The organism is Mesorhizobium sp. USDA 4775, assembly GCF_054062655.1.
Map to the genome: position 1 here is coordinate 3,504,655 of NZ_JBSSFM010000001.1, position 24,487 is coordinate 3,529,141.

Here is a 24,487-nt window from a genome sequence, read left to right on the forward strand (position 1 = left end):
TTGCCAATGCCCAACAATGCAAAAAGCCATGCCCTCTCCGAACCGTTAGCCAGTGAGATCGGGCCGAATTACACCACCCTCAGAGCCATGCGGGAAACCCGCGGATACAGTGTGGAAGAGCTTTCCCTGACCTGCGGCCTGTCGGTCGGCGAGATCGAGGACATCGAGAACGGCCGGGCGGCCGATCCGTCGAAGCTGCGTCGTATTGCGTCCGCGCTTCGCCTGCCTCAGGACGCCCTCATCGCTGCCGCCGTGCCGATGCCGGCCGCGCAAGGCCGACCCCTGGCATAGGCCTGGACCAGCCATGCAAAAGAACCCGCCAAGGCCCGCCTGGCGGGTTTCCGTGGTTTTTTCGATATGAGCCTGGACTCCGTTCGTGCCTTCTTCGCCGCTCATGCAGCTGACATCGAGGTCATTGTCACGCAAGCAAGCTCGGCGACGGTGACGCTGGCGGCGCAGGCGCATGGCGTCCTGCCGGCGCAGATTGCCAAGACGATCTGCCTGCGCGTCGGCGAGCGCACCATGCTGGTGGTGACCAGCGGCATCGCCAGGTTGGACAACCGCAAGTTCAAGGACCAGTTCGGCGGCAAGCCGCGCATGCTGGACGCGGACGAAGTGGTTGCCGCCACGAGCCATCCTGTCGGCGGTGTCTGCCCCTTCGGCCTGCCGTCGCCGCTGCCTGTCTATTGTGATGTCTCGCTGCGCGAATTCGAAGAAGTGGTGCCTGCCGCCGGAGCCACCAATGCGGCCGTGCGGCTCAGCCCGCAGCGCATGGTCGACCTCACCGGCGCCGAATGGATCGATGTCTGTCAATAGCGATCGAGCGATGCTCCGCATGGCCGAAAAGCTGACGACCCCACCCCATAGACGTAGATTGTTTGCCTCAGCGGGCAGGAGTATGCTGTTTGGTCGCCGAAAACGGCGAGATTTCCAGGAGGAACCGATGGCACGCAAATACATTGACTGCCGAGAATTCCCGAGCGAAATGAAATGCACCGTTGCTATCTCCGCGGATCGGGAGGATGAACTGATCGAGGCTGCGGTACAACACGCTGTGTCTGTTCATGGGGAACACGATACGCCTGAGTTCCGCTCCGAGGTCAGGAAATCTATTCACGAAGGCGCACCTGCTCCCTGAGCCCAGAACAAGAGGCTGGCGATTCGCTTTCCTTATTGCGATCCACGATATGCGCAGGCGCTCGCGGCATCGAACAGGCAAAGGGCTTCGCCACCGGTGGCATAGACAGCAGCGACTCCCAGAAGGTCGAGTTCTTCAAGAACCCGAACGAGAAGGTGATCATTGCCACCCCACAGCAGTTCGCGGACGTGCGGCCTCGGTCATCAAGCACCAGCACTTCGGCAAGCGGCGATCAGCGCCCGATCCAGCAGACGCTTCATATCCACATCGCAGCCGGCGCCAGCGTCAACAAGGACAGCATCGCAGCCATGCGAACGCAATTCGCTGCTGCTGTGCGCGACGGCTTGCGGGCAGTCAATAGTCGATAGAGCCAGCACCGTCTCCGATCCACGCGTGGCAGCGCTCTGCCAGGAATTCGACGTTCGTATCGTAGGCGCGCACCTTTATCCGCAGCCCGGCGAACCCCGGGCCGTGGGAACAATCCGGCGGATCATCGATCGGCATGGCGTCGAGCACGCGCGGCTCGTGCTGTGCATCCTTGCCGAGGGCAGGGGCAATCAGGCCCTTATCGATGAAACGTCACTGTGGGCCATCAGCGACCTGCCGCGAGCCTGTCCCGACTTGGTGGAGGTAAAGACCACGGCCCTGCTCGAGATGTTCGATGAATCGCCCCTAGGGCCGATCATGGCCATGGTGAATGAGCTCCGCGGCGTGGTGCACCAGCGCCACGCGCTTGCCGGTATGATCTACCTCTATGCCCGCCGGCTCAGGTCGGCGCCGATGGTCCCCTTTAAGCCGGCCGGTCCTGGCAAAATGCGGAAGGCCAGGATCAGCGAAGGCGAGAAGCGGGCGGCCTGAATTTGCCTCTGGCTGGCCCTTCACGCTTTCCGCTGGCGTCGTTCTGGCCCTGGTGTGGCCCTCTGGCGCCGTCCCTGAACTCGGATGTACAGGTAGGGACGGGCTAACCCTCCGCACAACCCTCGCCCGATGCCGACAAAGTAAAAGAGAACGCGTCTGCGAGCGAAGCGACCCCTTGTTCTGTCGTGGCGTTGAAATATCATCAGAGGTCGCGAAGTTTCTTGGAAGGCGCTTTGGGGGGCATTTTATGAGCGTAACAGGCAGTGCGCCTGCTGGCTGGTTTCGGCGAAAGGTATGGCGCTACGTTCACTTAATCGACTGGCGCGTGCTGTCGATCCTGCTTGCCGTTGTTTTGACATTGGTCATAACGGCCGGATTATATTTGGCTATCTGGTATAAAATCATCAATGTAGATCCAGCGACCCATTTTGGAGCGGTATTCGCAGGCTGGGTAGCTGGGGTCGCGCTATTTGTCGTCGGTGGTGCTGCTGTAGGCATCGTTTCTTTGGCTCGGCCTGAAGAAGAGCCGTTTGAGACTCGCGCTCGAATCCTGTTTCGAAAACAAAAAGGCCCTCATATTGAATATGTTGTAGAGAAGATGAGAGATTGGCTAGAGCCCTATGCGGAGACAATTACGCAAGTTGTAAAAGTAACCGAGTACGACGATGCCGCCAAGATGTTCTTCCTTGAAACCGAAACGATCCTAGAGGTAAGGAGCTATGTTGACGATGTTGATGCGCCATTTGCGTCGTCGATAAAGTATGAGAAATTTTCAACCCCTCCTCCGGGGAAGAAATCTGCGAGCTTTACATTCCTTCGCATCAACGATAAACCAGACGGTTCTGGTTTTGCTGTCGGGGATTCGATAAACCGGTCATTTGTTACGAACATTCCTGCGGAAAACCTCTGCAAGATCGAGTACGCGATAAATTACTGGATACAGGAAAAGCATGAGGAGAACACCTATACACCGGTTCGTTACACTCAGAAGCTGGCCCTGAAGGTTGAAAATCGCTTGATGAATGACAATCTCGTTGTTGAGCTGTGGACCAACAACACTCCGAGGCGGGTGATCGTCGGGCACAGCGAGACGCGAGACCTAGTTTTGCAAGAAAACATGAAGCCAGGGATGAGAGTCTACAATTTCAACGTCTCTCTGGAGCGTGCGGCCGCCCAGGAGGAGGTTCTCAAGCCCCAGCCAGTCCAACTAACCGCCAAAGTCCTACAGCAGCCTGCGGAGACCGAAATCCTCACCCCGACTGAGGGTCGTCCTCCGGTGCGAGCTAGGTCAAAGCCCAGAAAGGCGGCTGCGAAGCAGAAGCGGACAGAGGGCGAGACATCTTGACTTAGGGGCCGCCGGCGCCCATATTTTGCAGACAGTAGATCACTACGGAGTTTGCGATGACGATGCCCCATGAAGTAGGCGTCTAATACGCCAGTGCTTAGAAATCGAGTGGTTTCACAGCCACCCGCCCGGCGTCGCTTGAGCCAAATTCGCACCTTCGGAGGTGCGTTGCAAATTCACATTTTGCGTCATCTGGAGCCACGGATTGCGGTTTGCCGCATGGCGTCACGAGCTTGTTTGTGGGCGGACCTAGGAATATAATCCCTTCGTTGCGGCGACCCTTCAATGTAGATCGCCATGCCTCTCAAGAATCTCGCCGATACCCTTGCCGCGCGCGAAAGCGTCCACGTCAACTGCAGCCATCCTATGTGCTGCAGATCGACCAAACTCGACATACAGGCGCTCATAGACCGCCTTGGGCCTGGCCACGGCTCAATGCATGAGGATCTTGTCGCGCTGTTCGTCTGCTCGCACTGCAAGGCCGCGGGCCGCGATCGGCGCCCGGTGTTCTTCACCTGCATTCCCGACTACGAAGGCCAGGAGCGGGAGCGCAACCGGGACTGAAGCCTACGTTCAAGCGACGATGAAAGGTGGCCGACGCCTCGTTGGGCGGGGGCGTTGGGGTAAAAGGCGCCGGCCAGGCGGACACAGGTCCGCCGCGCCGCACAGATGGCCGATCTATCGGGGGAACGTTATGGTGTGATCGCGGAATGAACTCGACGCCGGTCATGTCCCGCAGTCGATCTCTTTCGGGCAAGGTCAAGTGCACGCTTCCTGCAGGCCACAGGGAGCCGCCACGGGCTGCTGCATACGGAGTCGAGCAGCGGCCAAGGGTGAAACGCTGGCGGCCCTCTGCACTGCGCGTTAGTGTGACCCGGTTTATATTTGGGGGTTCCACATGACCAGAATGTTGTCGGACATGCTCGCCACGCTCAACGCTGCGTCGGGCTTCATCATCACCCTGGGCGGCGGCTTGCTCGGCTGGGAGCGATATCACCTCCAGGGCACTGGCAATGCCATCCTAGGAGTGCTTTTCGGCCTGCTGATCGGCTTCGCCGCGGCTGCGATGTTCTGCGGCACCTTAGCAACGCTCATTCTGATCGAAAATCATCTCCGCCATCTTAGGGCCGAAGCCGCCGAGACCAGGCGCGCACGCAAGGCTTAAAAATACGAAAGACTTTCGTCAGTTCGTCTCGTCCACGATGCTGTCATAGTCCCTGCCGATAAGGAGCAGCACGAAGCCGGAAGGCACTGTCAGGCAGGTGATTGCAATAAGGCCGAGCCATCCATAGTCCGGCTTCGCGAAATAGTAATGCCAGCTGATCGCCTGCACCAGCGGAGACAGGATCAGCATCCAGGCTCCCCATACGCCATCCGTGTTGAGCCGGCTCGTTGTCGTAGCACGATATCTGATCGCCATGAATTTAACCCCCTCCGTTCCCTAAGGGAAAGCATCGCGCTGATCATCTGGAAACGCAAGCCGGCTCCCCGAAGGGCGTGCTTGACGACTTGAGCGAATGGAAGCGACGCTTACTTCTTAGGACACGTCGATAAATTGCTGAATCGATAAAGCTCGTTTTGGGGGATTCCGAAATCCTGCGTTGCTTTGTAGACATGGGCGGTGATCGATGTCGCCGCTATAAAGCTCCGCTATGATGCGGTTAGCCCCGTGCTGGACGAGCGTGGTCGTCGCCGCTTTGCGGCGGCGGAAGCGCTCACCGCGGGCTGGGGCGGGATCGCGGCGGTGTCCGCGGCAACGGGGATCGCGCGTAGCACCATCGGATATGGATTGCGGGAACTGCGCGGCGCGGCGCCGGATTCAGCTCTTGGCGGCATCCGGCGCAAGGGTGCCGGACGCAAACCTTTGACGCAGACGGATCCGACACTTCTCAGCGACCTGGAAAGGCTTGTCGACCCCGCCACGCGTGGCGATCCGATGTCACCCTTGAAGTGGACATCGAAAAGCTTGCGGAACTTGGCGGCGGCGCTTTGCGCCATGGGCCATCGTGTCGGTCATGACGTCGTCGGTACTCTGTTGAAAACGCTTGGGTATTCTCTTCAGGGCAATCGAAAGACGCTGGAGGGATCGAGCCACGTCGATCGCGACGCACAGTTCCAGCACATCGCCAGGACGGTCAAGGACGCCATTACGGCCGGTCAACCTGCGATCTCCGTCGATACGAAGAAGAAAGAACTCGTCGGCGACTTCAAGAATGGCGGACGTGAATACCGACCGGCCGGAGCACCAGAGCCGGTCCGCGTCCATGATTTCGTCGACCCGAAGCTCGGTCGTGCCGCGCCCTACGGTATTTATGATATCGCCGATGACAAAGGGTGGGTCAGCGTCGGGATCGACCACGATACCGCTGCCTTCGCCGTCAACGCCATACGCTCCTGGTGGATCAGCATGGGGCGTGATCGCTACGCGCACGCTCATACCTTGACGATCACCGCCGACGGCGGCGGAAGCAACGGTTCGCGCGTGCGCCTGTGGAAAGTCGAACTCCAAAAGCTGGCCGACGAGTTGGGGTTGACCATCGCTGTCCTCCATCTCCCGCCCGGCACCAGCAAATGGAACAAGATCGAACACCGCCTCTTCTCGTTCATCTCGAGAAACTGGCGTGGACGACCGCTCACCGATTATCGCACCATCGTCGAACTCATCGGCGCCACAACCTCGACGGCGGGACTGACCGTTCGTTGCGAACTTGATGAAAACCGCTATCCCGCCGGGATCAAAGTCTCCGACGAGGACATGGCCAGCTTGAACATCATTCGCAACGAATTCCACGGTGAATGGAACTATACAATCAAGCCGCAATCCCAAAAATTAGCGCGATAAATTATCGACACGTCCTTAGCCACTAACCGCTGCACCAGCACGGTTGAGACGCGGCCGATGAGGATCGAAATGCCGGTTACGATCTATGCCGTCTGCCGAGGTAATGCCGATCATCGGGCGCTTTTCCCGTCGCGCCCTGCTGGGCGCCTTCGCCGCCGTTGGAAGCTCGACCGCCGCGATCGCTGGAGTCGCGACATCGCCGAAAGTGTTTCCTGATTTTGGAGAGATCCAGGCCGCACCAGTTGGCCAGGCGGACCCTTTCGTCGAAACCATCGCTGAGTATTATGCCGGAGCGGCCGAATTTGCGGCTTTCCCGGACGAGCTGATAGACATGGGGGATGAAGAGGCCTTCGTGATGGCAACCTACGGGCCGGCATTCGATAGGCTGTGGAAAGACTGCCCGCCGGCGACGAGCCTTCAAGGAGTAGCGGAGGCGATCCGCTTCACGCTTGGAGAGAATTGCATTGGCGCTTCGAGCGCAGAGGACGTGCTGAGGTCGGCGCTGGCATTCCTAGATGGGAAGCAATCGTCATGACCACGATCACTCTCCCAGGGCAGAACATCGCCGCGATTGACCAAATGGATGCCGGCATCGACCTATTGCGCACCGCCTGGCTGGCGCTTCACTCGCGTGACTTGCTCGACGACACGATGACAGATGCAATTGCAAACACGCTCAATGATGCGATCAACACCCTTCGGCCAGTCAGAGAGGCCGTGAACAGCGCGCATAAGGCGGCCTGAAATCGCAACCCGGTTGGAATATGGCCCGCTGCCTCACGGTGGCGGGCTTTTTGCGCGAACCCGGAGCAAGCCGGGTTGACGATCAGCGCCCAAACGATTCGAAACGAAGCGGAGCTGTACGTCAGTCGAGCCGAAGACAAGCTTCTCCGCATGCTCGACGACTAGTCGATTCACTTGCGAGACGAGATCGTTGACGCTCAAGTTTTTGAATCGGTCATTGGCTGCCTTGTTTGTGGACGCCATGAACAGTTTGTGGGGTCCGATCGGCAATGCGATATGTCCGTTTTCGTCGTTCAGGGGCTGTCTGATGACTGGCCTATCAGAGGTCAACAATTCAAACTTAGCGTTCCTGGTGTCAGCGACAGCCCAAAACATGTCGTTGATCCGTCTTCCGACGCGTAAATTGTCAATCATGTCCACATACGCGTCGAAAAGGTATGGGTCCGACTGATCTGGCGGCATTGCTTTCAGGCGCTCTCGGAAGGTGAGCGGATCCGTTTCGCTGCGTTGCGCCCGATATGCGCGCTCAGCGTCAGCATCAGGCTCGGTAAACGTAGCATCCCAATGATCTCGCAAGGCCGCTACATCTGACGGGGCCCTCAGCGCCAACGATAGCAGGAATCTTGTCCAGGCAGATCTCTCGCTAATGGACCAATCGCCGACCGGGCCGCTTGTTTCTAGTCGCTCGAGAGCGCGCGCCGCCTGATCGTCCATAACTTGAAAGAATCGCTTCTCAACAACGTCCGCAACGTCGGGTTGGGCGCCCCTGATGCTGTATAGCCGATCTTCGTAGCCGGTCCCGGAAGGGGAGGTCATGCGCGGGTTGACGCGAGGGCCGAATGGTCGACTGAACTCGCACAGGCGGCCGTCTGGGCCGACCCAGCGTTTAAGATAGAAGACCGGGATATAGTGGTGTCGCACCCATGCCCCTTACCTATGTCGCGTCCATGTCGCGTGGACTCGCCGATAGTCGCAGGAACGCGACTCAATTGGGAGGGGAGTTACCCCTTGCGTTACCCTGGATAGAAAGCATCAAGGAAAATGAAGGTGGACTTTGGGGACAAGTCCTTGTCTTAAAATGGTCGGAGTGGCCGGATTCGAACCGACGACCCCTTGACCCCCAGTCAAGTGCGCTACCGGGCTGCGCTACACTCCGGACCGAGCGCGATGTATCGTGATAACCCTGCCCGGGTCAACCGAAATTCGGCGTTTATTACGCGGGTGTGGATGCGATCGCCGGCGCGCCTCGAAATGCCGGCCGCGACAGCCGCTGATGGCGGTATTCGAGCGCGATGGCGCCCCACACCAGCCCGAGCAGCAGATACATATGGCGCCAGTGGTCGATGTCGATGAAGGTGCCGAGGCCGATATTGCCGATGAAGGCGACATAGGCGCACAACAGATAGGGCTGCCACGGCCGGTCGCGCAGCAGGATGCGGAACCCGGCCACCATGGTCCAGACGACGAGCGTCAGGAACGACACGAAGCCGAGCCAGCCATAGTCCATCAGCATTTTCAGCCAGATGTCGTGCGTGTCCTCGCCGAACATCTTGCCGAAGACCAGCGGCCCGATGCCGAACGGATGCTCCATCGCCATCTGGAAGCCGATTCCGTAGCGGGCGAAGCGGCCGAGGCGGGCGGTGTCATAGCTCTGTTCAAGATGCGCGCGGCTGGAGAACATCTCCGACACACCGGGCAATTGCAGGATGACGATGATGGCGACCGTCAGCAGTGCCAGCGCGGCGATGGTCATGATCACCACGCGCAGCCGGAACTTGCCGCTAGCGCTCTGCAGGAACAGGCAGCCGGTGAGCAGCACGGCAGAGACGGCGAACATGCCCCAGGCGCCGCGCGAGAAGGAGAAGAAGATGCCCAATGCGATGATCAGCAGCGGCACCGCCAGCAGCGGCATGCGCGCGATCGATCCTGTCAGGATCAGATAGAGCAGATAGATGCCGGGCAGCACCAGGAACGGCCCAAAGACGTTGGGATCCTGGAAGGCGCCGGCGGCGCGGTCGTATTTGGTGAACATTTCGGCGCCGGGGAAGGCATGGAAATAGCCTGCTATGCCAAGCAGCGAGGTCGCCACCGCCGAGACGACATAGGCATTGAAGATCGGCCGGTAGAGGCCTGGCTGCGTGGCGGTGACCGAGGCGAAGAACACCGCGCTGAAGGCGAGAAACAATGACACGGAGAGATAGAGCGGCGTGAAGGCGAGGTCCGCCATCTGCGTCATGGAGATCATCCCGCCGATGTTCATCGTCACCAGCAGCACCAGAAGCGGCATGGCCGCGCGCGAAATCCGCAGGCCGAAGAGCGCCCAGATGGCGATCAGCCCGGTCATGTAGATTTCGTAAGGTGCCGGCTCGCTGATGACGAAGCCGGACAGAAGGATGCCGACCACCACCGCACTGGAGGAAATCAGGGCGATCAGCTTGGCGTTGACCGCGGCCTGCGGCAGCTCAGGGGAAATCGCGCTCAATAGGCGTTTTCCGTGTTGAGCAGCCGGATCGGCGTCAGGAACAGGATTCTGAGATCGAACAGCAGCGACCAGTTCTCGATGTAGTAGAGGTCGTATTCCGTCCGCATGCGGATCTTCTCGTTGGTGTCCATCTCGCCGCGCCAGCCGTTGATCTGCGCCCAGCCGGTGACGCCGGGCTTGACCTTGTGGCGAGCGAAATAGCCGTCGACCACCTCGTTGTAGAGAAGGTTGTGCGACTGCGCGGCGATCGCATGCGGGCGCGGGCCGATCAGCGACAGCGAGCCCAGCAGCGAATTGACGAACTGCGGCAGTTCGTCGATCGAGGTCTTGCGAATGAAGCGGCCGACGCGGGTGACGCGCGGATCGTTCTTGGTCACGGTCTGCTTGGCGGTCGGATCCGACCGGTCCGTGTACATCGAGCGGAACTTGTAGACCTCGATGATCTCATTGTTGAAGCCGTGCCGCTTTTGCTTGAACAGCACCGGCCCCTTGCTGTCGAGCTTGATGGCGATCGCGGTCGCCAGCATCACCGGCGAGAAGACGATGATACCGATCAGCGAGAAAACGATGTCGAAGGCGCGCTTGGCGACCGAATCCCAATCGTTGATCGGCTTGTCGAAAATATCGAGCATCGGCACCGAGCCGATGAAGGAATAGGCGCGCGGACGGAACTGCAGCGCGTTGGAATGCGCCGAAAGCCGGATGTCGACCGGCAGCACCCACAGCTTCTTCAACAGCTGCAGCACGCGCGTCTCGGCGGTCAGCGGCAGCGACACGATCAGCATGTCGATGCGGGCGATGCGGGCGAACTCGATCAATTCCGAAATTGTGCCGAGCTTGGGATAACCGGCAACGATCGGCGGCGAGCGCTTGTCGGAGCGGTCATCGAAGATGCCGCAGATGCGGATGTCGTTGTAGGGCTGCTTTTCGACAGAGCGAATCAGGATTTCCGCCGCCTTGCCGCCGCCGACGATGACGGCGCGCCGCTCCATGCGGCCGTCGCGCGCCCAGCGCCGGATCAGCCTCGACATCACCAGCCTGAGGCCGAACAAGAGAACGAAGCCGACGACGAACCAGGTGCCGAACAAAAGCCGCGAATAGTCTTCTGACATCTTCGTGGCGAAGGCCGTCAATGCCATCAGGGCGAAGGCGCCGGCCCAGACCAGCAGGATGCGGCCGAAATTGGCGATCGGCCGCATCAGCGAGACCACCTGGTAGCAGTCGGTAACGTCGAGCAGCACCACGGCGAGGAACGACGCGGTGGCGATGGTCACCGGATATTGCCAGGCGAGATAGTTGAAGAAACCGACAAAGTAGAAATAGACGCAGAGCCCCGAAAGGAACAGCAGCCCGAATTCGACCATGCGCAGGACGCCGCTGACCATGATCGGCGACATCGTATCGCGCCGGTATTGCGACGCGACCTGCCGGGCGACATCGTTCATGCCGCCGGGCGCATCGCCATCGGTCGGGCCGTCGAATTTACGCACCGCTTCGGGTGAAAAGCGGCGCGCGGGATCGATCTCATTCATGGAACAGTCCGCAAGCTTCCCCAGGGTGAATAGCAAAAGAGAGCTAAGAAACCCTTGAAACAACGCGTGGCTTTGGAAACGCTCAGGCGTTACCTGCCGAGCGCGGCGAAATAGGCCTTCTCGATTTCTGCGGCCATCACGTCGGCACCGAAGCGGGCCCTGAGGCCAGGGCCATCGGGCATCAGGGCGCCATAGGCGGCAAGGTCGGCCAGCGCCTCGCTCATCTTGCCGGCCAGTTCGGCCGGATCGGGGCGGATCAGGGCAGGGGAGCCGGAACCGAAGATCTCCGGTATGCCGCCGACGGAGGTGGCGATCATCGGTCTTGCCGCGGCAAGTGTTTCCAGCACGATATAGGGCATGGCTTCCGCACGGGATGGAACGACGACGAGCAAGGCAAGTGCGAAGGCTTCCCTGGCCGGCATCGGCGACAGGAAGCGGACATGGCCTTGAAGTCCCAGGCGCTTTACCTGCGCGTGGTAGCGCGGCAGGTCGTCGCCGTCGCCGACCATCACCGCGCTCAGTGCGCGGCCAAGCCGCGGGCCGGCGGCGGCCAAAGCGTCGATGAAGATGTCGGGTCCCTTCAGGTCGCGCATCATGCCGATATAGAGCAGATCCGCCGCATCGGGTCCGATGAGTACCGGCTCGAATTCGGCGGCGCGCAGTCCGTTGTAGACCAGTGTGTTGGGGATCGGCGGCTCGCCCACCTTCCTGCGATAGGTTCGCCGCTCGTAGTCCGAGACGAACAGCAGGCAATCGGTGAAATGCGCCATGGAGCGCTCCAGCGCGAAGAACAGCTTCCCCGTGGCTGTCGTTTCGTCATAGTGGAGGGAGCCGCCATGCGGCGAATAAAGGCGGGCTACGCGAGACCTTGATACCCGCAACAAGGAGCCGAACAGACGGGCATAGGCGCCACCCTTGGCGCCGTGCCCATGCAACACGTCCGGCCGCAATTCCTTGATGATCCTGTAGGTGCGCCGGGCCGAGGCGAGATCGCCCGGGCCGACATGGCGCTGCATTGGCGTGCGATGGATGCCGAGCGCCAGCATGTCCTTCATCTGCTCGAACAGGCGCTCTTCGAATTCCCCGCCTGTGGTCGAATCGCAGACGATGCCGACCACATGGCCAGCGGCGACCTGTGCTTCGGTCAGGTCGCGCACATGCCGGAAAATTCCTCCGACCGGTGAACGAAAGCAGTGGACGATCCTGAGCTTGTCCGCCACGTGGTGTCTGTCAGAACAGGCGTTCGCGGACGTAGACGGTATCTCCGGGCAGCAGCGGATCGGATGTCACCACGCGCCCGGTCATCACCTTGCCGTTGATGTCGCGGGTGATGTCGACGCTTTCCTGGTTGGCGCGCGGCGAGAAGCCACCGGCAATGGCGATGGCCTTCTGCACGGTCAGGCCGGGCACGTAGGAATACTGGCCGGCGGCACCCACTTCGCCCATGACGAAGATCGGCCGGTAGCGATCGATCTCGACCGAGACGTCGGGGTCGCGCAGATAGCCTTGCCGCAATTTGTCGGCGATCTCCTTTTCCATCTGCTGCGCGGTGTGGCCACGCGCCGGAATGGCGCCGACAAGCGGGAAGGAGAGGTAGCCGGATTGGTCGACGCTGTAGGTGTTGGTCAGGCCATCCTGCTCGAACACGGTGACGCGGACACGGTCGCCGGCACCGAGACGGTAAGGCTGGTCGAGGACCTCGTGGAAGGCTGCCGGCGTCGGGCGGTAGCTGGAGCAGCCGGCAAGCATCGATACGGCAAGCAGAGCGTGAAAGAGGGAAGCAGTGCTTTTCATGATCGGATACGTACCTTCGACTGGCCGCTGCGGCGTCGCAGCAAACATCTGGGATCGGGTCCGTTATCATCCTGTTAGGGTTAATGGCCGGTAAAGGAGCCGGCCGATAGCGCTGCACGAAGCAGGGGTCTTGCCATTTTTATCGTTTTTCTTGGGCGCCGCCAGTAATCCCTAATGGAGGATTACCGTGATCTTAACGGCTGAGTTACCATAGTTGTTTACGGTGCGTCCTGACCCAGTTTCGGAGTAGGGATGCATGTCCGTTCAGTCCGCGGCCGCAGATGTCGACGTTGACCTCAGGCAGCTCTTCGCCAGCCTGGCGAGGAACTGGCTGCGCATATTGCTCTTCGTTCTGGTGGTGACCGGTCTGGCGTTTGCGTTCGTTTCATTCGCGACCAAGCATTACAAGGCCCAGACGCAGGTGGAAATCGCCCCGCGCGAATCCATCTATACCCGTCCGGCCGGCAGCAACAATGATGGCGACAAGCCGATCCTGGATGAACAAGGCGTCGCCACCCAGGTCCAGATCATTTCGTCCAACGAAATCCTCAAGCAGGTGGCGCAGAAACTCGGCCTGGCGCGGCTGCGTGAGTTCGACGAAACGATCAACATGTCGGCGCTCAGCCGCGTGCTGATCCTGCTTGGGCTGAAGAACGATCCGATGGATGTTCCGGCCGACGAACGCGTGTTGAAGAAGATGCGCGAGAAGCTCAACGTCTTCGGCGTTGAAAAGACCCGCATCATCGCCATCGAGTTCTCCTCCGAGGATCCCAAGCTCGCCGCCGCCATCCCCGACGCCATTGCCGCTGCCTATATTGCGGGGCAGGGCGCGGCCAAGAGCGAATCGAACACCGCCGCCGCCGACTTTCTGGCGCCCGAGATCGCTGACCTGTCGAAGCAGGTCAGGGATGCCGAGGCCAAGGTCGCGGCCTACCGTGCGCAATCCGACCTGCTGATGGGCGGCAACAATGCCACCCTTGCCACCCAGCAGCTGGCCGAGCTGTCGACGGAATTGTCGCGGGTGCGGGCCAATCGCGCCGCGGCCGAAGGCACCGCCGACAGCGTGCGCAAGGCGCTGCAGAATGGCGGCTCGCTGGATTCGCTGCCCGAAGTGCTGTCGTCCGACCTGATCCAGCGTTTGCGGGAACGGCAGGCCGAGCTGCGCGCCACCATCGCCGATCTGTCGACGACGATGCTCGACAACCATCCGCGCGTTCGCGCCGCCAAATCACAGCTCGCCGATCTCGACGCGCAGATCCGCAACGAAGCCCAGAAGATCATGAAGGGCCTGGTGATGCAGGCCGATGCCGCCAAGGCGCGCGAAAGCCAGCTCGTCTCCGACGTCAACCAACTGAAGGCGGCTTCGGCGCAAGCCGGTGAGCAGCAGGTCGATCTCGACGCGCTGCAGCGCGACGCCGCCGCCAAGCGCCAGCAGCTCGAGCTCTATTTGACCAATTACCGCGAGGCAGCTTCGCGTCAGGACCGCAATTATGTGCCGGTCGACGCCCGCGTCGCCTCACCGGCTTCGGTGCCCTCCGAGCCATACTTCCCCAAGGTTGGGCCGATCGTTGGCGCGGCTGCTGCGGCTTCGCTTCTGCTCGCGGCCATATTCACGTTGCTCAGGGAACTCTTCTCGGGCCGCGCCATGCGCCCGGCCCCAGGCGCCCGTTTTGCGCCGATCGACGAAGTGGCTATGCCGGCAACGGCGCGCCAGCAGCCGGACGCCCCTGAGCTATCCCGCCGGGAGCCGGTTGTCGCCAGCGGGTTCGTCGATCGTGGCGCCGAGGCGCAATGGCCCGTAGCGGTCACGGAACCGCAGATGGTGATGCAGCCGCGGCCCGTTGCCGAGCCCGAGCCTGCCGCCAAGGCAGAGTCTGTCGCCGAAGTCGAATCGGTCGCCGAGCCGGAGCCGGTTGTCGAGGCCCAGCGGCCGCGCTCGGTGCTCGGTGAGATCGACATCGAGAAGGCTGCGGAAAAGCTGATCGCCAGCGGAGCCGCCCGCGCCATATTCGTTTCGCCCGAAGGCGACGAGGCAGCCGCGTCGGCGATCCTGGTGGCGCGCGAAGTGTCCGACGCCGGCCTGCGCGTCCTGCTGCTCGACCTCACCGCCTCGGGCGCTGCTTCGCGGCCGATGCTGGACAGCGGGCTTTTCCCGGGGATCACCGACCTGCTCGCCTCGCAGGCGCAGTTCAGCGACGTGATCCATGCCGATCTCTATTCTGATTGCCACGTCATTCCCGTCGGCACCGCCGATCCGGTCCGCGCCATGCGCGCCGCCGACCGGCTGCCGATCATCATGCAGTCGTTGACCACCGCCTATGATCTGGTGGTGGTCGAATGCGGGCCGGCCGACGCGCAAGGCATCAGTCGTCTGGGAGCCGAAGCCACCGAGGTGTTCCTGTCCATGCTTGAACCGGATGACGAGGTCACCAAGGCCGCGGTCAAGCTGATCGAAAGCGGTTATCCCGACCTGACGCTGGTGACGCCGCTTGGCCACGAGCCGCCGGGCACTCCGGGACGGCGCTCCGCGGCCTGAAACCCGCGCGCTCGGCCTATCCCAGCTCCAGAGTCGTCACGCCGAACACCCTCTTGGCATCGAGCTTCGGCGGCGAGCCCTCGTACATGCGGGTGGTGCTGAAGGTCGGTGAGAAACCGGCCGCCTCGAGCGCCGCGATGAAATCCACCTGGGTAGTCGGCACGTCGATGTTCAATTCGCCACCCTCGCATGCGCCCGCCAGCTCCCCGAGCAATTCAAGCGCGGTCTGCACGTTGTCGGCGAAAAGCGGGCCGATCTTGAAGCCGCTTCGGCAGGCTCGCGCCACCGCATAGCCGGCCGTTCCCCGCGACGTGATCGCCGCCACGGCATGATGTGGCGGCAGCAGCCATCGCTGCAGGAATGAGCGCCGGGGCGCAGGAAAGCAATGCGCATCGTAGGCTATGATGTCGGGCACCGGCTGCGCGGTCACGATACGAGGCCGCTCGGCGGCGGCGGGCAGGGAAGCAGGGCGCCCGCTGTAGCGGATGGTCTCGTAGACCGGCATGAACCGCTTGCTCCGGTAGTTGGCCTGCTGTTCCTGGACGCCATCGAGGCCGATGGTGCGCCCGGCCAGCCTGTCCATGCCCGCAGTCCACACCGCCTTGCCGTAGCCCTTGCCGCGCATGTCCGGGCGGCAGATGTAAAGGCCGATGAAACCGAAATCCTGCCCGTAGGCCACCGCCGAGATCGCGGCGACCATTTCGTCCCCGACAAAGGCACCGATGAAGCCCTCCTGGTCCGCCGCCTGAAACATCGCCGCATCTTCAAGGCCGGGATTCCAGCCCTCCGCAGCCGCCCAGTCGATGAGGCCGGACAATTCCCCCAGCGACAGCGTGCGGATGGTTCGATACATGGTGCTCACTCCGCGGCGACTGCTCCGGGCGAGAACGATTTCAGCATACCGCGATAAGGCTTGGCCAGCGGGCTGGCGTAGGCGCCGCGCTTCGATGTCGAAAGGCCGAGCGCGATGAGCGCTTCGGCCTGCTTGATCGCGGCGCCGACACCGTCGATGACAGGCAGTCCGAAATCCGCCTGCAACTGGTGCGCAAGGTCCGCCATGCCGGCGCAGCCAAGCACGATGGCTTCGGCGCGATCCTCTTCGACAGCGCGGGCGATTTCGTCGCGCAGCTTGCCGATCGCGCCTGACGCCGGATCCTCGAGCGCCAGCACCGGAATGTCGGCTGCCCGCACACGCGCCCGTCCAGTCATGCCGTAGCGCTGCACCAGCCCTTCCACCGGCACGCGCGATCGCTCGGTGGTGGTGACGACGGTAAAGCGCTGGGCGATGAAGGAGGCCATGCTGAGTGCCGCCTCGCAGATGCCGATGACCGGAATGGCGGCCATGGCCCGCGCGGCGTCGAGCCCGGTGTCGTCGAAGCAGGCGATGACCGCCGCCTGCACGCCACGGCGTTCGCCGGCGGCGATCTCCATCAAAAGGCCGGGCACGGCCAGCGCCTCGTCATAATAGCCTTCGATCGAGGCCGGCCCCGTGGACGAGGTGACAGCGATGATTTCGGTCCAGGCGCCGGCGACGCCGCGTGCGGCCGCCGCGATCGTCTCGGTCATGCTCGCCGTCGTGTTGGGGTTCACCACCAGAATCTGCACGGTCATGCTCTCGCCCGGCGGCGGCCGACATAGAGGATGGCGCCCAGCGTCGCCAGGATCACCAGGAAGGAGAACACCGTGGTCACCGTGCCCAGCGCGTAGAGCACCGGCGTCGTGACATTGGTGGTCATGCCGTAGATCTCGAGCGGCAGCGTGTTGAAGGTTCCCGATGTCATCAACGTGCGGGCGAACTCGTCATAGGAGAGCGTGAAGCCGAACAGGCCGACGCCGATCAGGCTCGGAGCGATCATCGGCAGCACGACATGGACGAAGGTCTGCCAGGAGGTGGCACCGAGATCGCGCGCGGCCTCCTCATAGGCCGGCGAGAAGCGGTTGAAGACGGCGAACATGATGAGCACGCCGAACGGCAGGGTCCAGGTCAGATGCGCGCCGAAGGCCGATGTATACCAGGCCGGGCGCAAGCCGACCTGCTGGAAGACCACGCCGATGCCCAGCGAAATGATGATGGAGGGCACGACGAGACTGGCGACCGCCAGATAGAACAGGGCGGTGGCACCGCGAAACTTCCGGCGGAAGGCAAGACCCGCGAGCAGCGACACGACGACGGTAACGATCATCACCATCAAGCCGAGCACCAGCGAGCGCTTGAAGCTGCCGCCGAAATCGCCGACCGACTGGCGCTCGAACAGATTGGCGAACCAGTGCAGCGACACACCGTTGAGCGGGAATGTGAGGCCACCGGTCTCGCCCTGGAACGACAGGATCAGGATCGCCGACAGCGGGCCGTAGAGGAACAGCACAAACAGCGCGAAGAAGGCCGCCAGCACGTAGAATTCGAGGGTGCGTTTTTCGTGGCTCACGTCAAAGCTCCCGGCGGATATCGACGATGCGCAGAATGCCGGCGACCATCAGGAGCACCAGCACCAAAAGCACCACGGCGTTGGCGGCGGCGGCCGGATATTGCAGCAGCGACATCTGGTTCTTCATCATCAGCGCCACGGAAGCGCTCTGGCCGCCCGACATCACTTGCACGGTGGAGAAATCCGCCATCACCAGCGTGACGACGAAGATGGTGCCGATCGCCATGCCGGGCTTGGCCAGTGGAATGATGACGTTCCAAAGCACCTGCCAGCCGGAGGCGCCGGCATCGCGCGCGGCCTCGACCAGCGAGCGGTCGATGCGCATCAGCGTGTTGAAGATCGGCGTCACCATGAACAGCGCGTAGAGATGCACCATGGCCAGCACGACCGCGAATTCGGAATAGAGCAGCCATTCGATGGGCTTTGGCACCAGACCCATATGCACCAGCGTCGAGTTGATCAGCCCGTTGCGGCCGAGCACCGGGATCCACGAGATCATGCGGATGATGTTGGAGGTCAGGAACGGCACGGTGCAGACCAGGAACAGCATCATCTGCATGGCCGTGGTGCGGATGTGGAAGGCGAGGAAATAGGCGACCCAGAAGCCGATGAACAAGGTCAGCGCCCAGACGATGGCCGCGAATTTGATGGTGTTGAGATAGGTCTTCCAGGTGACCCAGGAGCCCAGCACGTCGGAATAGTTGGTTGTTAGGAAATCCGGATACATGGCTGCGAAGTCGTAATCCCAGAAGGACACGACGACGATCATGATGATGGGCAAAAGCAGGAACGCGCCGAGGATCAGCGCGAGCGGAGCCGACTGCAGATAGGGCGTGACGGCACCGAGCGAAAAGCGGCGGCGACGCCCGGTGGGACTGGCGGCTATGGTGGGGCGTTCGAGGGCGACTGTCATCTAGGCTCTCGGTGCGGGTTTGCTGTCCGGGCGGAGCTGCCTTCCCCTTCCCCAGGGGGAGAAGGGGAAGAGGAGAGGCGCTTGTTCCTTACGCCGCGATGAACTCGTTCCAGCGCTTCACCATGTAGCGGTCCTCGTCCATCACCGAGTTCCAGCAGGCGACCTTGCCCATGCGCTCCTCGAAGGAGCCGCCATCGCGAACGGCGCCGGCCTTCTCCATGACGGTGCCGTCCGGTGCCTTGATCTCGCCCTTGGCCGGCTTGCCCTCGATCCAGTAGCCCCACTCGTCCTCGGTCATGAACTTCTTGGCCGAGACCATGTTGGCCGAGTAGTAGCCCTGGCGGTTGAGGTAGCCGCCAACCCAGCCCGACGTGTACCAGTTGATGTATTCGTAGGCAGCGTCGAGCTCCGCGCCCTTGAGGTGGGCGGCAAGGCCAAGACCGCCGCCCCATGAGCGGTAGCCTTCCTTGAGCGGCTGGAAGCGGCAAGGGATGCCCTTGGAGCGCACGGCGGCCACCGCCGGCGACCACATGGACTGGATGACCACTTCGCCCGATGCCATCAGATTGACGCTCTCGTCGAAGGACTTCCAGAAGGCGCGGAACTGGCCGCCCTGCTTGGCCTTGATCAGGAAGTCGATCGTCTTGTCGATCTCGTCCTTGGTCATGTTGCCCTTGTCGGCATATTTAATGTTGCCCATGGCTTCCATGATCATGGCTGCGTCCATGATGCCGATGGAGGGGATGTTGAGGATGGCGGTCTTGCCCTTGAAGGCCGGGTCCATGATGTCGGCCCAGGTAGTGATATCGCGGCCGACGAGGTCGGGGCGGATGCCCAGCGTGTCGGCGTTGTAGATGGTGGGCACCATGGTGAACCAGTTGGTCGGCGCCTTGGCGAAGGTCTTGGAGTCCTGCGCCTCGACGTAGCCCACCGTGTGTGGCGCCGTGCCCTGGGCGATCACGCTGTCGGGAGTGAGTTTGCCGGTTTTGAACAGCGGCACCAGCTCGTCGTAATATTTCAGCTTGCTGACATCCATCGGCTGCAGCACGCCGGTGGGGAACACCTTCTTGCAGATCCAGTATTCGATATCGGCGATGTCGTAGCTGTCGGGCTGGGTCACAGCGCGCTGGGCGGCGGCGTCGGAATCGGTTGCCGTCATCTCCAGCGTGATGCCGAGGTCAGCCTTACACTTGTCGGCAATGGCGTTGAGGTTCGACACGCCGGTGCCAAACTGGCGCAGCGTGATGTTGGACTGCGCCCAGATGGTCGGGAAGCCCGTGATGACGCCCGAGCCGGCGGCGAAGCCGACCGCGGCCGCACCCGTCTTGAGCAGCGAGCGGCGCGAGATGCCAGTCTTGTTTTGCTTGGGTTGCATTGTGTCTGTCATGTCTATTCCCCTGTCTTGTTTTGCTTGGTTGATCTCATCAATGAAGGCGGCCGAGGACGATTGCATCCCCGGCATCCCAGGCGAGCGGTACGGCGTCGCCAATGGCGACGGGTTTGGCGAAGAAGTCGGAATCGTCGATGATGACGGTGAAGTCGTCGATGCCGGCGCCAGTGACGGAGAGCTTCACCGTGGCGCCGCGATATTCGATGTTGGCGACGATGCCGGTGAAGCCGAGCCCGGGCGCGGGTGCCTCGCCGATGCGCACATGGTCGGTACGGATGGCGATGTCGATCGGCGCGCCCACTTCCTGTGCTGCGCCGCTGGCGGCGAGCGAACCGCCGCCGTTGACGTCGAAGACGACCATGCCGTCTCGGCCGTCGGTGACCCGGCCGGAGATGACATTGTGGTCGCCCATGAAGCGTGCGACGAAGGCCGTGGCCGGCCGCTCGAACACGTCGCGAGGCGGCGCTGCCTGTTCGATGCGGCCGTCATTCATCACCACGATCAGGTCGGCAAGCGCCATCGCCTCCTCCTGGCTGTGGGTGACGTGGACGAAGGTGATACCGAGCGACGTCTGCAATTTCTTCAGCTCGGCCCGCATGCGGATCTTCAAGAACGGATCGAGCGCCGAAAGCGGCTCGTCGAGCAGCAGCGCTTCGGGATCGGTGATCAGGGCGCGGGCGAGCGCGACGCGCTGCTGCTGACCGCCGGAGAGCTGCGCCGGGCGGCGGGTCGCATAGGCCTCCATCTGCATCAGCTTCAGCATGTCGAGCGCCTTGGCGCGGCGCTTTTCCTTGTCGACGCCCTTCATCTTCAGGCTGAAGGCGACATTGTCGATGAGGTCGAGATGCGGGAACAGCGCATAGGATTGGAACATCATCGCCGTGCCGCGTTTGGCCGGCGGCAGGTCGGTGACGACGGTGTTGCCGAGCCGGACGTCACCCGACGAAATGCTTTCGTGGCCGGCGATCATGCGCAGCGTCGAGGTCTTGCCGCAGCCGGAGGGACCGAGCAGGCAGCAATAGGTGCCCGCCGGTATCTTCAGGCTGATATCCTCGACGGCGGTCGTCGTTCCATAGACTTTCGAAACGGACACGATGTCGATCTCGGCGGCTTTGGACATTCAGGCTTCCCCGTTTGGTCGCATTAACCAATGCATCATGCGTGCCAATATCGGGGTGACTGGCCAAACATTTGAATTGTCTAGAAAATCAGGCCTGTCGGCCGTTGCCTATCTGGCGGGCGGCTTTGTGCATTGCACAAATTATGGGCGATTGTGCGCGATATGCACAAAAATCGTATGCAATCTTTTTCGGCTTTGTGTTCACTTTGCCTCTCGTGCGCAGACGGCGAGTCGCGTTAGAAGGGTGCGGGAACATCATCGCCATGAATATTGCCGATCACATCTATTCCACCGATAGCGCCAACCAGGATCGCGCGCAGGCGATCCGCGACAATCTGCGCGACGCCATCGTCGACCGCCGGCTGGCGCCGGGCACCAAGCTGTCGGAGGGCGAGGTCGGCACGCTGTTCGATGTGTCGCGCACCGTGGCACGCGCGGCCCTGCAGATGTTGTCCTTCGAAGGCCTGGTGCGCACGGAGCGCAACCGCGGCGCGTTCGTCGCCAACCCCTCGCCCGAGGAGGCGCGCCAGGTGTTCGCCTCGCGCCGGCTGATCGAGCCCGGCATTGCCATTGCCGCCTGCGGGCGCGTCACATCGGCCGACATCGCTGCCTTCAGGGCGCAACTCGACGAGGAGGGCCGCTTCATCGCCGAGCGCGGTCCGACCGCGCGGCGTTCCGAGATCAAGGCGTCCGGCGATTTTCATCTGCTGCTTGCTTCGGTCGCCGGCAACGCCATCCTGCAGCGCTTCATGGAGGAACTGGTCGCGCGCTCCTCGCTTGTCATCGCGCTTTACGGGCGGTCTGGCGTGTCGGCCTGCGGGCACAGCGAGCATACGGAAATTGTCGGCGCGCTTGAGAGCAGCGATTGCGAACGGGCCAGCCAGCTGATGCTGCGCCACATCGACCATATCGAGGCCGATCTCGATCTGCGCGTCAGGGCGGGGCCGGCGCTTCGCGAGGCTCTCAATTTCTGACGGCTAGTTTTCGTCCGTGGCAGCGTGCGCTGCCTGTCCGGCTGCCTTGCGGCGCAGCACCTTGGTCAGCTTCCAGATCGTCGGGCTGTTCTTGACGAAGGCCTTCAGCCGCGCGCCCTGGCGAAGCGTCTGCGCCAGCGCACGGCCCTTCAGCGTCAGCGGGACCAGCACCTCGAAATGCCGGGTTTCGATATCGCACCACTGCCGCTTGTAGGGTTCGTCGCCGACGGAGAAATCGTAGACGGTAAAACCCGTCTCGCAGGCTTCCTGGATGTTGTCGAAGAACAGGAAATCGCCGGGACTGCTGGATGCGAGATCATCCTCGGCGATCGCTCCGAACTCGCAGATCAGGCGTTTCCCGGAGCGGCTCGACCCGGTGACGGCGCGTAGCTTGCCGGCGACTTCCAAGCCATGCAGCACGAAAGAGGGCGTGTCCTCGGCCAGGGCCTGCGTGAACAGCGCCCTGAAGAAGGCGCGTGTCTGGTCGCCGCCGAAGACATTGGCAATGCCCATCTTGCGAAAGCGGAGCTCCTTCATCTCGAAGAAGGCGTCGAGCAATCTCTCCACCTCGTCCGGGCTGCGCGCCTCGATGCGCCGATGGCTGCCGACGGCGTCGAATTTGCGCATCTGCGACCGATGTTTCTTGCGTTTGCGCTTGCCGCTGGCGCGCAGCAGCAGCGCATCGAAGCCCCCGCCAAGGTCGACGGCCAGCGAAAGATTGGGGCTGGAGAAATGATCGAGCGATGCGAGCGGATTGGCGATGCCGTCGAGATCGGGCAGCAATCGTTCCAGCGCGATGAGATCGATGTCGGGCCTAGCCTTGGCGATGGCCCCAAACACTGAGTCGACGGCCGCGCTCTCCGCCCTGGCCAGCCATTGCGGGTCAGCGGCCGCGAAATTGCCATTGGCATGGCGGCCGCCCATGAAACGGGCGACCCGGAACGGGCCCTGGCTGACAACCTCCAGCGCCAGTGCGATGACCGGCTTGCCTCCGAGAGTGAGCGTCGCCACCAACAGATCGGGCTCGAGCTGCGCGGCCCAGTTCAGGATCCATGTTGCGCCCTGGGCCGGCGCATAAAGCGCCGACCGGCAGAATTCCGCATAGGCCGCCAGCCCGTCCGCACCCACGACGGAGACCGATGGCCCGGCGGCATCCTTCGGCAGGGCGCGTGGCGAAGCCTCGATCGCCGCAAGCCGATTGCCGTCAAATGACGCCATTGCGTCAACCATACCTCAATCCTTAAGGCGTATTGATCCCGATTTGGGGGGCGCGCAGGCGTATTCCGTGCTTGGATCAGCCTAGGCGCAAAAGGTGAATGAATGATCGACGGTGGGGAGGCAATCCGGAAACTGGCGCTCAACGTCGCTCGCTATACCGGCCTCGCACCACTGGCCAGGCCATTTGTCGGCGGCATCGGTGCCATCCTGATGCTGCACCGCGTGACTGCGACACCGGAAAAACCCGACAGCGTCAACCGCCACCTCAACATCGCGCCGAGTTTCCTTGACGCGGTGATCGCCGACATGAAGGCGGACGGCTATGTTTTCGTCTCGATGGACGAGGCCGTGCAGCGCATCAAGGCAGGCGGCAAGGGCGGCCGGTTCGCCACCATCACCGCAGACGATGCCTATCGTGACAACATGACCGAGGCCCTGCCGGTGCTGGAGAAGCACCGCGCGCCGATCACCATCTATGTGGCGCCGGGGCTGATCGACGGCACCGCCGATCTATGGTGGGATGTGGCCGAGGATATCGTCAACGCGTCGGACCGCCTGACTCTGTCGACCTCGAATGGTCCGGCGGTGATCGATTGCGCGACCCCGGCCAGGAAAAGCCAGGCAATAACCCGGCTGCACGCCTACCTGGCCACCGAGGTTCGTGAGGAAGATCTGCGCACCGTGCTGCGCGATCTCGCCAGTTCAAACGGCGTCGACGCGGACGCCTCGCGCCTGCGGACGCTGATGAACTGGGATGAGATCCGCACCGTCGCCGCGCATCCGCTGGTTACGATCGGCGCCCATACGATCAACCACAGCAATCTGAAGCGGCTTTCCGAGGCCGATGCACGGCGCGAGATCGACGCCGTGAAGGGCATGTTGCGAGCAGAGCTTGGCAGCGAACCACTCCATTTCGCCTATCCCTATGGCTATGCAAGCGCCGTCGGCTGCCGCGAAGTCGGCTTTGTCGCTGACGCCGGCTATGTCTCCGCCGTGACGACCCGCCATGGCGTGCTGCGCGCCGAACATGCCGGCTTCCTGCATGCCTTGCCGCGCATTTCGATCAATGGCCGCTACCAGAGCCTTGCCCATATCCGCACCATGCTGTCGGGCGTGACGACGCCGCTCGCCAATGCTGGCAAGATGGTCGTCACCATCTGACCGGGTTTGCCGTC

26 protein-coding genes and 1 tRNA gene are annotated in these 24,487 nt (G+C 62.2%); 13 read left to right on the forward strand and 14 right to left on the reverse strand.

Going from position 1 to position 24,487, the window contains the following annotated elements:
- Nucleotides 1-6 precede the first annotated feature (6 nt).
- The 7 genes from ACVILI_RS16990 to ACVILI_RS17020 all read left to right on the forward strand — a co-directional run bounded on the left by ACVILI_RS16990 (nt 7) and on the right by ACVILI_RS17020 (nt 4,506).
- Nucleotides 7-291, forward strand: coding sequence for a helix-turn-helix domain-containing protein (locus tag ACVILI_RS16990; RefSeq protein WP_038646288.1), 285 nt, complete (start codon nt 7-9; stop codon nt 289-291).
- A 66-nt stretch (nt 292-357) separates the two neighbouring features.
- On the forward strand, nt 358-816 hold the full coding sequence (locus ACVILI_RS16995) for a YbaK/EbsC family protein (RefSeq protein WP_240564660.1): 459 nt from the start codon (nt 358-360) through the stop codon (nt 814-816).
- 127 nt (nt 817-943) lie between these two features.
- Entirely contained in the window at nt 944-1,138 is a 195-nt protein-coding gene (locus ACVILI_RS17000; RefSeq protein ID WP_080643723.1) for a DUF1059 domain-containing protein, read from the forward strand.
- 393 nt (nt 1,139-1,531) lie between these two features.
- Entirely contained in the window at nt 1,532-1,996 is a 465-nt protein-coding gene (locus ACVILI_RS17005; protein WP_051726778.1) for a hypothetical protein, read from the forward strand.
- Between the two features lie 247 nt (nt 1,997-2,243).
- On the forward strand, nt 2,244-3,341 hold the full coding sequence (locus ACVILI_RS17010) for a hypothetical protein (RefSeq protein WP_148307363.1): 1,098 nt from the start codon (nt 2,244-2,246) through the stop codon (nt 3,339-3,341).
- Between the two features lie 297 nt (nt 3,342-3,638).
- Nucleotides 3,639-3,905 carry a hypothetical protein gene (locus tag ACVILI_RS17015; RefSeq protein ID WP_038646294.1) on the forward strand — a complete coding sequence of 89 codons (267 nt, stop codon included), beginning with the start codon at nt 3,639-3,641 and terminating at the stop codon, nt 3,903-3,905.
- Nucleotides 3,906-4,260: 355 nt separating this feature from the next.
- A complete protein-coding gene (locus tag ACVILI_RS17020; RefSeq protein ID WP_148307364.1) occupies nt 4,261-4,506 on the forward strand; it encodes a hypothetical protein in 246 nt (81 codons plus the stop codon).
- An 18-nt stretch (nt 4,507-4,524) separates the two neighbouring features.
- Here ACVILI_RS17020 and ACVILI_RS17025 read toward each other — a convergent pair whose 3' ends face one another.
- Entirely contained in the window at nt 4,525-4,761 is a 237-nt protein-coding gene (locus ACVILI_RS17025) for a hypothetical protein (protein WP_148307365.1), read from the reverse strand.
- 201 nt (nt 4,762-4,962) lie between these two features.
- On the opposite strand from ACVILI_RS17025, the gene ACVILI_RS17030 reads away from it, so the two are divergent.
- The 3 genes from ACVILI_RS17030 to ACVILI_RS17040 all read left to right on the forward strand — a co-directional run bounded on the left by ACVILI_RS17030 (nt 4,963) and on the right by ACVILI_RS17040 (nt 6,927).
- Entirely contained in the window at nt 4,963-6,183 is a 1,221-nt protein-coding gene (locus ACVILI_RS17030) for an ISAzo13 family transposase (protein ID WP_038650363.1), read from the forward strand.
- A gap of 103 nt (nt 6,184-6,286) precedes the next feature.
- On the forward strand, nt 6,287-6,718 hold the full coding sequence (locus ACVILI_RS17035) for a hypothetical protein (protein WP_051726779.1): 432 nt from the start codon (nt 6,287-6,289) through the stop codon (nt 6,716-6,718).
- A complete protein-coding gene (locus ACVILI_RS17040; RefSeq protein ID WP_038646297.1) occupies nt 6,715-6,927 on the forward strand; it encodes a hypothetical protein in 213 nt (70 codons plus the stop codon). The genes ACVILI_RS17035 and ACVILI_RS17040 overlap by 4 nt, the downstream gene beginning before the upstream one ends.
- A gap of 33 nt (nt 6,928-6,960) precedes the next feature.
- On the opposite strand, the gene ACVILI_RS17045 is transcribed toward ACVILI_RS17040, so the two are convergent.
- From ACVILI_RS17045 to ACVILI_RS17070, 6 genes are all read right to left on the reverse strand, one after another.
- Nucleotides 6,961-7,848, reverse strand: a complete 888-nt coding sequence (locus ACVILI_RS17045) for a DUF4238 domain-containing protein (RefSeq protein ID WP_038646299.1) — start codon at nt 7,846-7,848, stop codon at nt 6,961-6,963.
- Nucleotides 7,849-8,006: 158 nt separating this feature from the next.
- A tRNA-Pro gene (locus ACVILI_RS17050) sits at nt 8,007-8,083 on the reverse strand.
- A gap of 57 nt (nt 8,084-8,140) precedes the next feature.
- On the reverse strand, nt 8,141-9,409 hold the full coding sequence (locus ACVILI_RS17055) for an O-antigen ligase family protein (RefSeq protein ID WP_038646301.1): 1,269 nt from the start codon (nt 9,407-9,409) through the stop codon (nt 8,141-8,143).
- Nucleotides 9,406-10,941: an undecaprenyl-phosphate glucose phosphotransferase gene (locus ACVILI_RS17060; RefSeq protein ID WP_038646303.1), complete on the reverse strand. Its 1,536-nt coding sequence runs from the start codon at nt 10,939-10,941 to the stop codon at nt 9,406-9,408. The genes ACVILI_RS17055 and ACVILI_RS17060 overlap by 4 nt, the downstream gene beginning before the upstream one ends.
- An 89-nt stretch (nt 10,942-11,030) precedes the next feature.
- Entirely contained in the window at nt 11,031-12,161 is a 1,131-nt protein-coding gene (locus tag ACVILI_RS17065; RefSeq protein ID WP_457102553.1) for a glycosyltransferase family 4 protein, read from the reverse strand.
- A 10-nt stretch (nt 12,162-12,171) separates the two neighbouring features.
- Entirely contained in the window at nt 12,172-12,735 is a 564-nt protein-coding gene (locus ACVILI_RS17070) for a polysaccharide biosynthesis/export family protein (protein ID WP_027046744.1), read from the reverse strand.
- A gap of 256 nt (nt 12,736-12,991) precedes the next feature.
- Between ACVILI_RS17070 and ACVILI_RS17075 the strand changes: the two genes are divergently transcribed.
- On the forward strand, nt 12,992-15,271 hold the full coding sequence (locus tag ACVILI_RS17075; protein ID WP_240564661.1) for a GumC family protein: 2,280 nt from the start codon (nt 12,992-12,994) through the stop codon (nt 15,269-15,271).
- Nucleotides 15,272-15,287: 16 nt separating this feature from the next.
- Here ACVILI_RS17075 and ACVILI_RS17080 read toward each other — a convergent pair whose 3' ends face one another.
- The 6 genes from ACVILI_RS17080 to ACVILI_RS17105 all read right to left on the reverse strand — a co-directional run bounded on the left by ACVILI_RS17080 (nt 15,288) and on the right by ACVILI_RS17105 (nt 21,120).
- The gene (locus tag ACVILI_RS17080) at nt 15,288-16,124 is read right to left on the reverse strand and encodes a GNAT family N-acetyltransferase (protein ID WP_038652555.1); all 837 of its coding nucleotides are present in this window, start codon (nt 16,122-16,124) and stop codon (nt 15,288-15,290) included.
- A 5-nt stretch (nt 16,125-16,129) separates the two neighbouring features.
- A complete protein-coding gene (locus ACVILI_RS17085; RefSeq protein WP_019857643.1) occupies nt 16,130-16,882 on the reverse strand; it encodes an aspartate/glutamate racemase family protein in 753 nt (250 codons plus the stop codon).
- Complete coding sequence (locus ACVILI_RS17090; RefSeq protein ID WP_038646306.1) at nt 16,879-17,697, reverse strand: ABC transporter permease; 819 nt, start codon at nt 17,695-17,697, stop codon at nt 16,879-16,881. Before ACVILI_RS17090 ends, ACVILI_RS17085 begins: the two co-directional genes overlap by 4 nt.
- Nucleotide 17,698: 1 nt before the next feature.
- Nucleotides 17,699-18,610 (reverse strand): ABC transporter permease, encoded by a 912-nt coding sequence (locus tag ACVILI_RS17095; protein ID WP_038646308.1) that lies wholly within the window; start codon nt 18,608-18,610, stop codon nt 17,699-17,701.
- Between the two features lie 88 nt (nt 18,611-18,698).
- Nucleotides 18,699-19,997 (reverse strand): ABC transporter substrate-binding protein, encoded by a 1,299-nt coding sequence (locus tag ACVILI_RS17100; RefSeq protein WP_038646310.1) that lies wholly within the window; start codon nt 19,995-19,997, stop codon nt 18,699-18,701.
- A 37-nt stretch (nt 19,998-20,034) separates the two neighbouring features.
- On the reverse strand, nt 20,035-21,120 hold the full coding sequence (locus ACVILI_RS17105; RefSeq protein ID WP_038646312.1) for an ABC transporter ATP-binding protein: 1,086 nt from the start codon (nt 21,118-21,120) through the stop codon (nt 20,035-20,037).
- A 263-nt stretch (nt 21,121-21,383) separates the two neighbouring features.
- On the opposite strand from ACVILI_RS17105, the gene ACVILI_RS17110 reads away from it, so the two are divergent.
- The gene (locus tag ACVILI_RS17110; protein WP_038646315.1) at nt 21,384-22,094 is read left to right on the forward strand and encodes a GntR family transcriptional regulator; all 711 of its coding nucleotides are present in this window, start codon (nt 21,384-21,386) and stop codon (nt 22,092-22,094) included.
- Nucleotides 22,095-22,097: 3 nt separating this feature from the next.
- On the opposite strand, the gene ACVILI_RS17115 is transcribed toward ACVILI_RS17110, so the two are convergent.
- Nucleotides 22,098-23,324, reverse strand: a complete 1,227-nt coding sequence (locus tag ACVILI_RS17115) for a GNAT family N-acetyltransferase (RefSeq protein WP_038646316.1) — start codon at nt 23,322-23,324, stop codon at nt 22,098-22,100.
- Nucleotides 23,325-23,414: 90 nt separating this feature from the next.
- Between ACVILI_RS17115 and ACVILI_RS17120 the strand changes: the two genes are divergently transcribed.
- Nucleotides 23,415-24,473 (forward strand): polysaccharide deacetylase family protein, encoded by a 1,059-nt coding sequence (locus ACVILI_RS17120; RefSeq protein WP_019857651.1) that lies wholly within the window; start codon nt 23,415-23,417, stop codon nt 24,471-24,473.
- Nucleotides 24,474-24,487: the final 14 nt, after the last annotated feature.